Genomic DNA, 12,974 nt, shown 5'->3' with positions numbered 1-12,974 from the left:
GCCGGTAATCTCGATCTCTGAATTGGCAACCAATTCACGGAGGATCGCCGGGTCGTCGGGCAGGGATGCAGGGTCAATTTGCACAAAGCGATTATGGCAAAAATCAAGGCATAAAGCCAATGACTCTCGCGTGATCGACGCCTATCCGAATGATTATTCCGCGTTCTCCTACACCGGTATCAGCCAGCCATCTCCGGGCGCAGACTGCGAACCGGCGCCCACCTCCGGCGGCTTTCCACCTGCTTCGCAGGCGGAACCTTTCGCCGCCTCCGCCACTCGCACCCTTCAAGCAGCGTCGCCAGCTGTGCCGGTGACAGGGAAATCAGCGCGGCACCGCTCTGTGGCCATGGAAAACCACCGCGCTCCAGCCGCCGGGTCAGCAGGCAGAACCCAACACCGTCATGCCAGATCAACTTGATCTGAGATGCCTTGCGCCCGCGGAATGCAAACACCGCACCATCGAACGGATTCCCGGCAAAATGTTGCTGGACCAGCATGGCCAAACCATCCATCCCTTTGCGCATGTCAGTCCGGCCACAAGCCAGATACACCCGAACGCCCGATCCAGGCGCAATCATTGATCCCTTAGCGCCGCCAGAACCCGGGCCAACGCCATCTGATCAACCGCCGTGCCAACTCGGATAATCGCACCATCCGGCAACGCGATCTCGATCTGCGCGCCCGAGCGGGCTCGATCCCGTGATCGCCGCTCACGCGTCGGCGCTGTCGTTCGCTCCTCCGCATCGGCCATACGTTCAGAACCCCGAACCATCGGCATTACCATCGCACGGGCGAAGGTCGGCACAACAGCACCAGCATTATCGCGCACACCAACGCAGCATTGCTGGCGCCACGTGCTCAATTGACCGCTGCTGATGTCGTGACGCCGACAAATCTCCGCCCGAACAACACCCGGCTCCAAGCTCTCCGAGACAATCGCCTGCTTCTCAACCATCGACCATCGTCGCCGCGCGCCACGCGTGATCACCTCAACACGCTCAATCGGAGCACTCCTACGAGCGCTCGTAGGAGTGCTCGCTATTGGTGCCCCGTCAAAAACCTCATTCAATTCTTCCTGCATCATGCCGATCAAAATCGGCATCACATCGACTCACGCCAACAAGGTCAGAGAAACAACGCTTACGCCAGCAGGTGGCTGACGGCTTCGCAGTCAGACGCGATCATGGGGCCGACGATACTCATGTCAGCGTATTAATTACGACAGACGCATCGTTGGCGGAGCACACGGGTTAGTGCCAAAATGGTCTTTGGTGCCGATAGTGGAGGCTTTGGAGGCTTTGCAGGCTCTTCGGGACGTGCAACTCGTGACGGCTGCCACTATCATTCATGGTCGAGGTTGGTGACCTGCGCCGGTTTGATTCGCCACGACAGCTTATGGGCTATCTAGGGCTGGTTCCTGGGGCAGCAGCTCACATCTCAAAGGCCGCACCGGTGACCCCGCAAACGCCCTGCTCGCCGCAATCGGCTACAACTTCCGCCTCCTGATCGCCTAGATCACCCCTCTTTGCGCCTTCATCCAGACCGTCATTCAACGCAATCCGGAGACCCAATCTGCCTGAAATCAGCGTTCTTCACGGACGACGGATTAGCGTTCACTCACCAGCATCGATATCGCGAAAGGCGCGCCAGCCTCCGTAGGCGGTAATATCTATCGCGCGGTCTAGTGCGTAAGTCTCGCACAGGAAGCCTGGATGGGTCGTGCCATCGGCTAGGGTTACCCGGCCTATGCCCATAGGTGCAGGCAGCGCGGCGACGAACCGCCCAAAATTCTCCGGGGAGAGTGACCAAAGCTCGACCGCGATTCCCGAACCGATAAAACCGGGCCGATGGACCAGGCCCGGCTTGGGCGGTGTGGTTTGGAGCGCAAAAAGTTGGTAATCCTGGGCGGTTCTGGTGGCACAGACCAACGTTGCTCCAAGGGCAGTAAGCTCGTGATTAAGCGCCATCCCACTCAGATGAGCACCGGCGACCACGAGTGTTACCGTACCAGGCGCCTGCGCTGCGGACGTTGCCAGAGTGCGCGTGCGGTTAATCCCGACGCTGCCGGAGACTGCGGTGTGAAGGGATGTGGCAAGTGCGGCGAGCGAGGCTTCGGAAAATGCTGGACCGATTAAACTGACGCCGAACGGCAGCCCGTTAGGCCGGAAGCCAACTGGTAGGGCAATAGCGGCGAGGTCGAGCAGATTGACAAAGTTGGTATAAAGGCCAAGCGTTGAGTTATTGATGATGGGGTGCGCAAGCATTTGTTCGACCGTGAACGTCGTGGGAGCCGTGGGCAAGAGCAATGCGTCGACCTTGGACATCTCAGTTTTTGTGATCTGACGCAGCGCTTGTAGTTTATGGATGTCGGCAAACAGGTCGGCGGCCGAGAATTTTTGGGTGCCATTGATAATGGCCCTCACGGTCGGGTCGAAAGAGGCTGGATGGCTGAGGTAAAAATCACGAATGGCCGCTAGGCGCTCCGCGACGAAGGCACCTTCATAGAGCAGCGATGCAGCGGCACGGAATGGCGTATAGTCGATCGGTTGCACAACCCAACCCAATCGGATCGCGTGCTGGATCGTTGCTTCATAAAGTTTAGCCGCGTCGTCATCGCCAACGAAGTCGCGTTGATAAGTGGCAAGAATGCCAAGTTTTGGTTGAAGTGGTAGGGCGACAGCTTGAGCGGCGCGGGAATAGGCGTCGGTCTGGTCGAAGCCGTGAGCTTCGGCCAGCACGGCCACCGCGTCTGCGGGGGAGTTGGCGAAAATCGAAACGCAATCAAGGCTTTTGCACGCAGGGACGACACCCCTCGTCGGGATTAATCCAATACTGGGCTTGAGTCCGAAGATATTGTTGCAGGCGGCAGGCACCCGCCCAGATCCGGCGGTGTCAGTGCCCAGCGAAAAGGCAGCGAGTCCAGCGGCGACAGCAACGGCCGAGCCTGAAGATGACCCGCCAGCGATATAATCGGCGTTAAACACACAACGTGGTGCTCCAAAAGGTGATCGCGTGCCGTTTAGCCCTGTGGCAAATTGGTCCAGATTGGTTTTGCCCAGGAGAATAGCCCCGGCGGCGCGCAACCGTCCAACGCACGTGGCATCCACCAGGGCGGTATAAGCAAAATCCGGGCACGCGGCGGTGGTCGGCATGCCTGCGACATCGATATTATCTTTCACTACAAATGGAATGCCTGCCAGCGGCAGTGATGGATTGACGGCTCGCGCAGCAGCACGGGCCTCGGCGTGCGGCACCAATGCGATAAATACAGCGGGATCGGAGTAGGCTGCGATCCGGTCATAGAGTGTGTCAATCAACTCCTCGGGTTTTAGTCCGGCGGAAAAGGCGGCGCGTAATTGTTGGATTTCTAAGAGATGGGGTATCACGATGTCATTCCGCCTGGATAATGCCAAGCCGTTGGCCGGCACGGACAGCTTGCCCTGGGATGGTGGCTAGACTGGCCAGCACCCCAGCGATTGGCGCGGTGACTCGCACCTCCATTTTCATCGATTCTAGGATCATGAGTGGCTCGCCCACGGTCACGTGCGCGCCTGGCGCTTTCAATATCTGCCACACGCTGCCTGGAACAGGGGCGGCGAAGCTGCGGGCGCCCGGCGGCAGTGCGTTTTCGGCGGACTCAATCCCGGCTGGCTGTGACGGTAGGTCAGGTTCTTCGACGCTGTCTAGCCCTCTGGTAATCCAATCCTCCCGCTCCGCTTCGAACGCTTTGCGCTGGCGACGTTGGAAATCGGCGATGCTCTCACGGTGGTCAGCGCAGAAATCGAGATGGGCACGAAGCGAAAATTCCGTAGGCTCGATGCGCGGCTGGTAGCGCCCATGGGGAAAAGCCTCGCGCAACTCAAGCAGCTCTAACTCGGAGACCTCGACGAAGCGGATTTGATCAAAATGACGCAAAAGCCATGGTGATTCGAACGGGGCCGTGCGGCGATGGGTATTCCAAACCTGAATGGTACGACCAAACAGCTGATAACCGCCAGGCCCTTCCATACCATAAACACACATATAGGCCCCGCCGATGCCCACCGCGTTCTGTGGGGTCCACGGGCGTGCCGGATTATATTTTGTAGTGACCAGGCGGTGGCGTGGATCGTAGGGGGTTGCAACTGGCGCGCCGAGATAGACATCACCCAAGCCCAGCACCACATAGGACGCATCAAAGATGATACGCTTGACCGCGTCGAGACTATCAAGGCCGTTAATGCGCCGGATGAATTCGATATTATCGGGGCACCACGGGGCGTCCGGGCGGGTTGTTTCCTGATATTTGCGCATCGCAAGGCGCGTTTGCGAATCGTTCCAAGCAAGAGGCAAATACAAAGTGCGCCCCTGGACCACCATGTCTTGCGGTGCAGGCAGATGCGGTAAAATAGCATCTACCGCAGAGGTGATTTTAGTGACGTTGGTAATGGCCGAATTAAAATGCACCTGCAGAGATCGGATCCCGGGCGTCAGATCGATCACGCCGGGGACACGCTCGGCGTCAAGGGCATCGCGTAGGGCTTGGGCGCGCAGCCGCGAGGCAAAATCAAGTTTCATTTCGCCGAATTCAATCAAGATATTTTCATCGCCGGCACGGCGGATTACGGTACCCTCTCGAGATTCGATGATCGCCGGTTCATCATCATGGCGAACGAACCGCACGGTGTCACCAGGCTTTAGTTGACCGAGTTTCCATAGATCATCGTGGGTTACAACGGCAGGGCAGACAAAGCCACCCAGCGATGGACCATCTGGACCGAGCAGAATCGGCATGTCGCCGGTGAAGTCGATCGCGCCGACGGCGTAGGCGGTATCATGGATGTTTGACGGATGAAGACCAGCCTCGCCGCCATCAGGTCGGGCCCAATTCGGCTTAGGGCCGATCAGCCGAATGCCTGTGCGGGCTGAATTGTGATGAACTTCGTAAGCGCTCGCGAAAAGGCAATCAATGTCGGTTTCAGTAAAAAAATCTGGAGCGCCGTGCGGACCCGTGCGCACGCTTAATTCCCATTTATGGGTGAGCGGCGGGCGATCTGAGGGCTGGGTCAATGGTAGCCGAACGGGAGGGTTGAGGTGTAATGTATCGCCAGCCTGCAACGCACCTCCATTATGTCCACCAAAGCCACCAAGCATGAAGGTGGCAGTGCTACCCAGATATTCCGGGACCGCGAAGCCACCACTGACGGCAAGATAGCCGCGTTGTCCGGGCCCGGTGATACTATCGAGTGTAAGAATCTGTCTTGGTTCGACCGGAACAGGCGTGAAAAGCGGCACGGGTCTGTTATCCAACTTTGCGGCCATGCAGGCGCCAGTCAAAGCGATAATGGTCTCGGTGTTAAAGCGAAGCTTCGGTCCGGTATGGGTCATTTCCAAAACCGTTGCGGTCGGTTGATTGCCGAGTATGGCATTGGCCAAACGATGGCTACGTGAGTCCATTGGGCCAGAGGGTGGCACGCCGATTTCCCAGTAGCCAATCCGCCCTGGCAGTGCTTGCAGGCTGGATTGTGCACCGCCCTCCAAAACCGCGACACTTAACGGTGTGTGGTCAAATTGGAGCAGACTGCGCGTGGTCATGGTGCCCGCCCGGAAATCTGGTACATCTAGGACGGCTTGCACGTAACCGAGATTGGTTTCGACGCCGCTGATTATGGTTTGCGCGAGACCAGTTTGCAGCCGAGCTACTGCGTCGGTGCGGGTCGCGCCGGTGGCGATGAATTTTGCTAACATCGGGTCGTAATAAGGCGTGACAACGCTTCCGGGTTCAACGCCGGAGTCGACCCGCAGCCCAGCACCAGGGTTGAAGGCGGACAGGGTGCCAACGCTGGGCGCAAAATTCTCGGTCGGGTTCTCGGCGTAGAGTCGCATTTCGACCGCTGCACCGCGAGGTGTCCGCGCGGGAGGACATAGAAATACGCCAGCCGCCTGCTCGATCATCCAACGCACTAAATCGACGCCATAGATTTCTTCAGTGACCCCATGCTCCACTTGCAAGCGGGTATTGACCTCCAGAAAGTAAAATTTCTCCGATTGCGCATCATAGATAAATTCAACTGTTCCGGCCGATTGATAACGGACAGATCGGGCCAAAGAGATTGCAGCTTGTTCCAGAGCAACGCGTGTGGACTCCGATAGGTTTGGCGCAGGCGCTTCCTCGATTATTTTTTGATTGCGCCGCTGCAGCGAGCAGTCTCGTGTGCCGAGCGCAACCACACCGCCCGCGCCGTCGCCAAATATTTGAACTTCGATATGACGGGCGTGCGTAAGGTATTTTTCCAAGAACAATGCCGCGTTGCCAAAATTATTCGCGGCGAGACCCGCAGTGGCGGCGAAGCGTTCCGCGAGTACAGAGGCATTTTCGCATAGCATCATACCGATGCCGCCGCCGCCTGCGCTGCTTTTTAGCATGACCGGATAGCCGATCCGCTCAGCCTCCCGCAATGCTTGCTGCAAATCGCCGAGCACACCGGTGCCTGGCAAGAGTGGGATAGCGGCTTGGGCCGCCAGTTCCCGAGCCGTATGTTTGAGGCCAAAGGCGCGCAACTGGTCAGGACGCGGGCCGATGAAGGTGATGCCTGCTGCTGAAAGCGCCGCGGCAAATTCTGCCCGCTCAGAGAGAAAGCCGTAGCCCGGGTGCACAGCCTCGGCGCCGGTTTGGTGACAGGCCGCGATGATCGCTTCAATATTCAGATAGCTTTGTGCCGCTGGGGGAGGACCGATACGGATGGCCTCATCCGCCGAGAGCACGGCGGGGGCAAAGCGGTCTGCATCCGAATAGACCGCCACCGAGGCAATATTCATGGCGCGCAGGGTGCGGCAGATGCGCGCTAGGATTTCGCCACGATTAGCAATGAGGATTTTCTTGAACATTAACGATCGCTAATGATAATCTGAATCGGCGTCGGCCTAAAGCCATTGCAGGGATTATTAACCTGCGGGCAATTCGAAATTAGCACAAGCGTGTTCATCATAGCTTCCAGCTCAACATAACCACCTGGTGTCGAGACCCCATCATCGACGGTCAGTTCGCCATCCGGGCGGATGGGCACATTCATGAAAAAATTAACATTGGCTACAATATCGCGTTTGCTCATGCCATGTTTCAGGGCTAGGCGCAAAAAATTTTCGCGGCAAGCGTGCATGAAACGGGTCTCGTGGCCAAATCGCACTGTATTCGCTTCGCATGAACAGGCTCCCGCGCACGTATCGTGGAAACCACAGGTATCGGCAACGATTTTCACGAGCGGACGCAGTTCGTTGGAGAGCAAAACCGAGCCGGTTGTGAGATCATAGCGCCCATTTGCTGCCGCTTGAGCCGCCAATGTGTCCTGTGCCGAATATCGCTCTGAGTGATCATCGGCATTGTAGAACAACGCATCTACCGCTTGCTGCGATTCTAAATCGATAATGCGCATCACTTGGCCAACTTGTAATATGGCAGAATAGGGGGCGCGGGCCGGCACGATCACATCGGAGATGATACGGGTCATGGGACAAAAACTCGATCAGTGTTGGTAAAACCGTGCTCTGCTTCTTGGGTGAAATGACGGCATATATCATCAGTGGCCGCTGCGGGGGCGTGCCATGCGGTGTAGCTGATTGGACCGCTAGAAACTTGTTCCGGACTCAGCGCGTGTGGGGTGTTCGATAAGACCATCAGCAAATTCATTTCGGCGCGGAGATCCACCTGTGCCCCGGGTGGGGGGTTGCCCTGCCAACGCACGCAGCCATCGGCATCGACCGCAACTGGAGAAAAGAGCGAGATGGCGGGGGCAACATCACGCCGCGACAATCCGAATTTGGCTGCCGCGTTACGGATATTATCACGACCGTTGGTTCCACTCGTTTGTAGCGGCGTATTTGGGCCGATGATGGTGTCGTGCCCTGATCCTGTATCGGCGATGATCGACGCAAGAACGCGTCCCATGTCTGAGAATAAAACGCGTCCAGTCGTTAGTCTGGTCGTCCATTGAAGCTTCATGGTGTCTCCCGCATTGTAGCGTTCCGATGGATCATCGGCGTTCCAAAGAAACAGGGCGGAACCGGGTGTGCCACTTAGATTAGTAATACGGAGGGCAGCGCCACGGGGAATGGCAAAATAGTCATAAGCACCCGGCGGTAGCGTATCAGATCGAATAATCGCGGATACTGGAATATGGGCAAACTTCGCTTCCGGATGGGGTAACGCAGCACGTGCTCGGGCTCGCGCCTGAAGATTTTCATAGCGGGAGCGATATTGCGCTGGAGTCAGATTATCTAGATCAAGCATGGTTTACTCACGGTTTGAGAAAGAGCCCTGGAAAAAATTGTCTCGATATAGGTGCTCTCGGCGGAGAACCGACCAGGCGCACCAGCGCAATGACCATAAGGTGACGTCAACGGTTGCAGCACGGCATGTCGGATCGCGCTGGCTTCAAAAATTGCATCCTCAACGGTAAAGTAACAGTCAGTGTCGCACGGAACGATAAAGCAGCATGCGGTGATCTGACTAAGGGCGGCGCGGGCAGAAGCCGGGGAGCGGGCGGTATTCGCCCAGGCATGGAGCACGGCGAGCAAGTCCAATGCACGATGCCGTTGGTGCTCCTGTGCCCAGTTATCGAGTAACGCTTGGATGCTGGCGTAACCGAGGTTGCGATGGAGACCATCTCGAAAAAAAGCGGCGGAGTAAGCCCAACCGCAATAGGCGCGGCCGAACAGGTCGAGGGCTAATTGTTCTCCGGCGGTTCCGGTCGATTCAAGGATCGGCATAATACCACGCAAGAAAGCAGTGTTGATGGGCCAGCAAAAGCCAGTGCCGCATATCGCGACCACGGATGTCACCATGGACGGATAGAGCATGGCAAAATGTAATGCCTGCATCGCCCCCATTGACCAACCCCCCGCCAATCTAAGATGTTCCACACCCAAATTACGCAGTAATTGATGCTGAGCATGTATATTATCTTCAATGGTAACTGGGGCCCAAGCAACTCCATGACTTGGCGACGTCGAAACGCCGTTGCCGAATATGTTCGGCGCGACGATGAAATATCTCTCGGGGTCTAGCGCCCTATTCCTGCCGATCAAAGGCGCGTAATGCGTGTGGGTGCCAGTGAAGTAACTCGGTAATAGCACCGCATTGTCACCATCGGCGTTAAGTTGCCCCCAGGTCGCGAAAGTGAGCTGCGCTTGATCTAATACACCAACACGCAACGTGAATTGACCAATCTGCATTGGTTAAAAGAACCGTAGATAGCGATTATATTCCCAATCAGAAACGTGATAAACATAATCGGCCCATTCATTACGCTTGTATAAGAGCCAAGCATCGAACATGGCTGAGCCGAATACCGTCTTACTGAGAGGGTCTGAAGAAAAGGCGTCTAGCGCGTCGACGAGGCTACCCGGCAACGTCTCGATACCCAGAGCATTGAGATCAGCAGCTGATTTCATATACATATTTTCAATATTTGGTGCGCCGGGGTCAAGATGTTGCTCGATGCCTTCTAGGCCAGCAGCGAGCACCATCGCGGCCGCTAGATATGGGTTGCATGCGGAATCAGCCGCGCGCAATTCGACCCGCCCACCGCCAAGCGGGATACGCAGGGCATTGGTGCGATTGTTATCACCATAGCAGCAAAGCACGGGCGCCCAGGTGAAACCTGAGGCAGAACCTTGCTTGACCAAACGTTTATAGCTGTTCACGGTCGGCGCCACGACGGCACAAATCGCAGGGAGATGTTTGAGAACGCCGGCGATGAATTGATAGCCCAGCGCCCCGAGCTTACAGCCACGGGGATCATCGGCGTCGGCAAAGCGATTGGTGCCCGTGGTCAGGTCAGCGAGTGACATGTTCAGATGTGCGCCAGAACCGGCACGATCAGAGAAGGGTTTGGGCATAAAGCTGGCGAAACCACCATGCTTTGCCGCGATCTGTTGAGCCATAAAGCGGAAAAGCGTGTAACGATCAGCCATGGTCAGAGCATCGGCATACATGAAATCGATTTCGAATTGGCCAATTCCATCTTCATGATCGAACGAGTATACGTCCCAGCCGAGTTTGTTCATGGCGCTAACTAGCTCGTCGACCCAACCAAAATTATCGAGTAGGCGGGACAGATCATAGCAGGGTTTGGCAAGATGCTGGCGGGTAGACAATGGACTGAAGCCACCAGTCTCTAAGCTCTTAAAGACAAAGAACTCGGCCTCAATGCCCAGATTGAATCGTAAGCCTAATTGGTCTGCGCGGGCCAGTTGCCGTTTAAGAATGTTGCGGGAACAGGCTTCGAACGGTTTATTCTGATATCGCAAATCTGATGCAAACCAAGCAATTTCTGGCTTCCATGGCAGAATGCTGCAGGAGGCGGGGTCAGGCACGGCCGCGACTTCATCATCATGGACGGATTGAGGCACACCATCCATCGCCGCCCCGGTAAAAAGCTCAGAGCCACCCAGCATTTGCGCATGATGGGCGATAGGAACCATTTTCGTCTTCGACACGCCATGCATATCGACATATGAGGCGGCACAGTAGCGCACGCCCGCAGCGGCCAAGGCGTTCGCATCAGCGCCGCTAGGAGCAGCGGCTGGAGTGGAAATATTCATGGAATATCCAGTGGTTTATGCGGTGGTGGGTAGATGGTCGGTTTCAGGCTCTTCTGGCATTTCATACCAAGGAGTTCGTTCGCCAATGATTGCACGCATGCGCCACGAAAGGCTCCGCGGCGCAGTTTCCAGAACACTCAGCAATTCCACAATGTGTCGACGCAGTGCGGCGGCTAGATCAGGTTCGCCACAAATCTCGTCAGCACGCGTATCCAGTGTTTGTAGGGTGCCCTTGGCGGTGCGCCAAAAACCCCAGTCATTACCGAGTATTTTGGCGATATAACTGGTATCAATGGCCCCCAACGCCTCAGGGCCGAGACCGCAGGCTAAAAGTAGAGCTGCGGTATCGGATAAATCCTTGCGTTCGGCATGGACTACTTGGAGCTTTGTTAGAAGTAGATCTGCAGGCGAAAGGGTCAGAGGATGCAATTCTAGTCGGTGCGCTAGATTGAGCGTATGGCACATGCGAAAGAGATCTATAAAAATATCGATCTTGATCGCGCCCGCATGAAATATCATTCGCTCCTTGCCGTTTAACAAATTGAACTCATGGGATGGTGTGCAACCTAATTCGGCCATCGCAGCCTTGAGCGCTTTTCGCGAGCGACTATTGATGACTAAATCGATATCCAATGACGGGCGGCGGAGGGCGGGGGGGAGACTGTCCCCGCAAACCGCATGGATCGCTCGGCCGCCCAGAAGGCGCGCAGTGCCTCCTTGGGCGGCAATCGAGTTGATCACGTCATGTTCGGTGACCTCATTCATCGCGCTTACTCTGGCGGAATTTCAGCGAAAGCCAGGCCGATATCCACGCCATTGCGGGCTTGCAGGAACTTGGTAGCGAAGAAATAGGCGAAGCCAGATAGAAAAACGCCTAGATTGACATAGAGCATAAAGGGTTGCGAAAAACTAATGCCTGATTGCGGGTCGTTCAGAAATGCCCAGGCGATGATGAGCATGCCAATGAGGCTGAGTACGCCGAGGATTGAAAGAAGTGGGACCCCGGCAACACGCCACGCGACGGGTGAGGCTTCGAACATGTCCTTTTGCGTGTAAGGAAATAGTATCGCACCGATTGAGGTCAAGATGAAGGTTCCGCAGACTTGACCAAAGAATCCGGAGATTGTGGAAAAGGCGCTGTCATAGGCATAGAGCCACAAGAAGCCGGTCCCAAGAACCGCGGACACCACGATCGCGATCAGCGGCGAATGGGTGCGCTCATTGACCTCGGCAATTTTGCCAGGGGCGAGACCATCGAGAGCCCAAGCTAACATATTCCGTGTGGCGGTGAGGATGTAAATGGGTAGCCACGTATAGGTCCAGAGTGCGAAGGACACGCCGATTATCAGCACTAGCCAAACATGGTGGGTGAGCGATGCGGCTAGCTCTGAAAAGGTGGGGGTGAATCCAAGATTGACCTTTGTCGGATCGACGGCCGCCACATTGCCTAGAAAGGTAAATCCAAAAGCATGTAGCGCGACGAACGAAATGACCAGGAGCCAAACCGACGAGTATAACAGTGATCCCGGCATACCGATCATTTGCGAGCGATTGGCGCCCTTGATTTCACCACCGATATACGCCGACGCAATGGAGAAACCGAGAACGGTGAACGGCCAAGTCATGGAGATCATCGTTTGCTTGAGGCTGAACGGTGTAATAGTAACTGCGTTTTTGCCGAGATTGGCGGTGATCGCACTATAGGTATCAGGCTTTCCAGTGAAATGGGCGGCGTAGTGATTGAAAGCGGTCAGCGCCGATGCGGGGCTATGGCTGAGCAACACGACAGCGGTGATCGCCAGCCCAATACTTGCGATAATAAAAAGCAGATTTTGGATGCGCATATAGAGTGCGACGCCATAGATAAAGACAATGGCAAAGGCGATAATCAAGGCAGTGCCGGTGAGGGCTGTCCCGAGCGGCGTATTGAACCAGTTGCCCCAGGTGGTCATTGCAGATGATCCAAAACTAACGCCGAGCTCGCGGAACAGTGCAGAGATGCCGTATTTGCCAAGAAATGCGGCAGGCACGCCGATATAGAAGAAGCACCATATTGTATAGTTCCAGCTTGCTACGAAACCGAATAATGGTGTGGTGGCACGACTTACATACACATATTCGCCGCCAGAGCGTGGCATGGCTGAGGCAAACATCGCATAGACTAACGATGTTGGCAGCACAAATAAGGTGCAGAGCAGCGTGGATATATAAATATTCACACCCGGATAAGACCCGTTGGGCATGAAAAGAAACATGAATGCAACGCCGATGGCGATATTGATAAAGTTGACGTTATAGATAAAAACATCCTTCGCGCCGGCCTGTCGAACCAGCCCCGTAGCTTTTCTCGCGAAATTGGCGGTCATAATAACTCCTGGTCGGTTTGGGTTGAA

The 12,974-nt window shown here is 55.9% G+C and carries 10 protein-coding genes and 1 pseudogene; 1 reads left to right on the top strand and 10 read right to left on the bottom strand.

All coding sequences use genetic code 11. The features are described 5' to 3' along the window. Positions 1–179: 179 nt before the first annotated feature. Together tnpB and tnpA are read right to left on the bottom strand one after the other, a co-directional pair. On the bottom strand, positions 180–578 hold the full coding sequence (gene tnpB, locus ACYUCQ_RS14905; protein WP_460255339.1) for an IS66 family insertion sequence element accessory protein TnpB: 399 nt from the start codon (positions 576–578) through the stop codon (positions 180–182). Then, positions 575–1,081 (bottom strand): IS66-like element accessory protein TnpA, encoded by a 507-nt coding sequence (gene tnpA / locus ACYUCQ_RS14900; RefSeq protein WP_460255345.1) that lies wholly within the window; start codon positions 1,079–1,081, stop codon positions 575–577. Before tnpA ends, tnpB begins: the two co-directional genes overlap by 4 nt. Before the next feature lie 169 nt (positions 1,082–1,250). On the opposite strand from tnpA, the pseudogene ACYUCQ_RS14895 reads away from it, so the two are divergent. After that, a pseudogene (locus tag ACYUCQ_RS14895) lies at positions 1,251–1,419 on the top strand (transposase); the annotation flags it as partial. 194 nt (positions 1,420–1,613) lie between these two features. Here the strand turns inward: ACYUCQ_RS14895 and atzF are convergent. From atzF to ACYUCQ_RS14855, 8 genes are read right to left on the bottom strand one after another with little or no spacing between them, the layout of a single operon-like run. Continuing rightward, complete coding sequence (atzF, locus tag ACYUCQ_RS14890; protein ID WP_460255338.1) at positions 1,614–3,386, bottom strand: allophanate hydrolase; 1,773 nt, start codon at positions 3,384–3,386, stop codon at positions 1,614–1,616. Between the two features lie 4 nt (positions 3,387–3,390). Next, positions 3,391–6,867, bottom strand: coding sequence for a 5-oxoprolinase/urea amidolyase family protein (locus ACYUCQ_RS14885; protein ID WP_460255337.1), 3,477 nt, complete (start codon positions 6,865–6,867; stop codon positions 3,391–3,393). Then, positions 6,867–7,487, bottom strand: coding sequence for an urea amidolyase associated protein UAAP2 (locus tag ACYUCQ_RS14880; RefSeq protein WP_460255336.1), 621 nt, complete (start codon positions 7,485–7,487; stop codon positions 6,867–6,869). The genes ACYUCQ_RS14885 and ACYUCQ_RS14880 overlap by 1 nt, the downstream gene beginning before the upstream one ends. Next, positions 7,484–8,266, bottom strand: coding sequence for an urea amidolyase associated protein UAAP1 (locus ACYUCQ_RS14875; RefSeq protein ID WP_460255335.1), 783 nt, complete (start codon positions 8,264–8,266; stop codon positions 7,484–7,486). The genes ACYUCQ_RS14880 and ACYUCQ_RS14875 overlap by 4 nt, the downstream gene beginning before the upstream one ends. Next, entirely contained in the window at positions 8,254–9,210 is a 957-nt protein-coding gene (locus ACYUCQ_RS14870) for an alpha/beta fold hydrolase (protein ID WP_460255334.1), read from the bottom strand. The genes ACYUCQ_RS14875 and ACYUCQ_RS14870 overlap by 13 nt, the downstream gene beginning before the upstream one ends. A 3-nt stretch (positions 9,211–9,213) precedes the next feature. Then, on the bottom strand, positions 9,214–10,581 hold the full coding sequence (glnT, locus tag ACYUCQ_RS14865) for a type III glutamate--ammonia ligase (protein WP_460255333.1): 1,368 nt from the start codon (positions 10,579–10,581) through the stop codon (positions 9,214–9,216). Positions 10,582–10,596: 15 nt separating this feature from the next. Then, complete coding sequence (locus tag ACYUCQ_RS14860) at positions 10,597–11,346, bottom strand: hypothetical protein (RefSeq protein ID WP_460255332.1); 750 nt, start codon at positions 11,344–11,346, stop codon at positions 10,597–10,599. 5 nt (positions 11,347–11,351) lie between these two features. Next, positions 11,352–12,947 (bottom strand): APC family permease, encoded by a 1,596-nt coding sequence (locus tag ACYUCQ_RS14855; protein WP_460255331.1) that lies wholly within the window; start codon positions 12,945–12,947, stop codon positions 11,352–11,354. Between the last annotated feature and the right edge of the window lie 27 nt (positions 12,948–12,974).

It is taken from the genome of Acidiphilium sp. MT5, assembly GCF_054767495.1.
Note: the sequence above shows the minus strand (reverse complement) of the source record. Positions and strands in the feature narration are given on the sequence as shown.

What these genes read in the sequence shown, in the direction of transcription:
- ACYUCQ_RS14875 (WP_460255335.1), bottom strand. Translation starts at nt 8,266, where the DNA reads ATGCTTGATCTAGATAATCTGACTCCAGCGCAATATCGCTCCCGCTAT.
- ACYUCQ_RS14885 (WP_460255337.1), bottom strand. Translation starts at nt 6,867, where the DNA reads ATGTTCAAGAAAATCCTCATTGCTAATCGTGGCGAAATCCTAGCGCGC.
- ACYUCQ_RS14860 (WP_460255332.1), bottom strand. Translation starts at nt 11,346, where the DNA reads ATGAATGAGGTCACCGAACATGACGTGATCAACTCGATTGCCGCCCAA.
- tnpB (WP_460255339.1), bottom strand. Translation starts at nt 578, where the DNA reads ATGATTGCGCCTGGATCGGGCGTTCGGGTGTATCTGGCTTGTGGCCGG.
- ACYUCQ_RS14880 (WP_460255336.1), bottom strand. Translation starts at nt 7,487, where the DNA reads ATGACCCGTATCATCTCCGATGTGATCGTGCCGGCCCGCGCCCCCTAT.
- ACYUCQ_RS14855 (WP_460255331.1), bottom strand. Translation starts at nt 12,947, where the DNA reads ATGACCGCCAATTTCGCGAGAAAAGCTACGGGGCTGGTTCGACAGGCC.
- glnT (WP_460255333.1), bottom strand. Translation starts at nt 10,581, where the DNA reads ATGAATATTTCCACTCCAGCCGCTGCTCCTAGCGGCGCTGATGCGAAC.
- tnpA (WP_460255345.1), bottom strand. Translation starts at nt 1,081, where the DNA reads ATGCAGGAAGAATTGAATGAGGTTTTTGACGGGGCACCAATAGCGAGC.
- ACYUCQ_RS14870 (WP_460255334.1), bottom strand. Translation starts at nt 9,210, where the DNA reads ATGCAGATTGGTCAATTCACGTTGCGTGTTGGTGTATTAGATCAAGCG.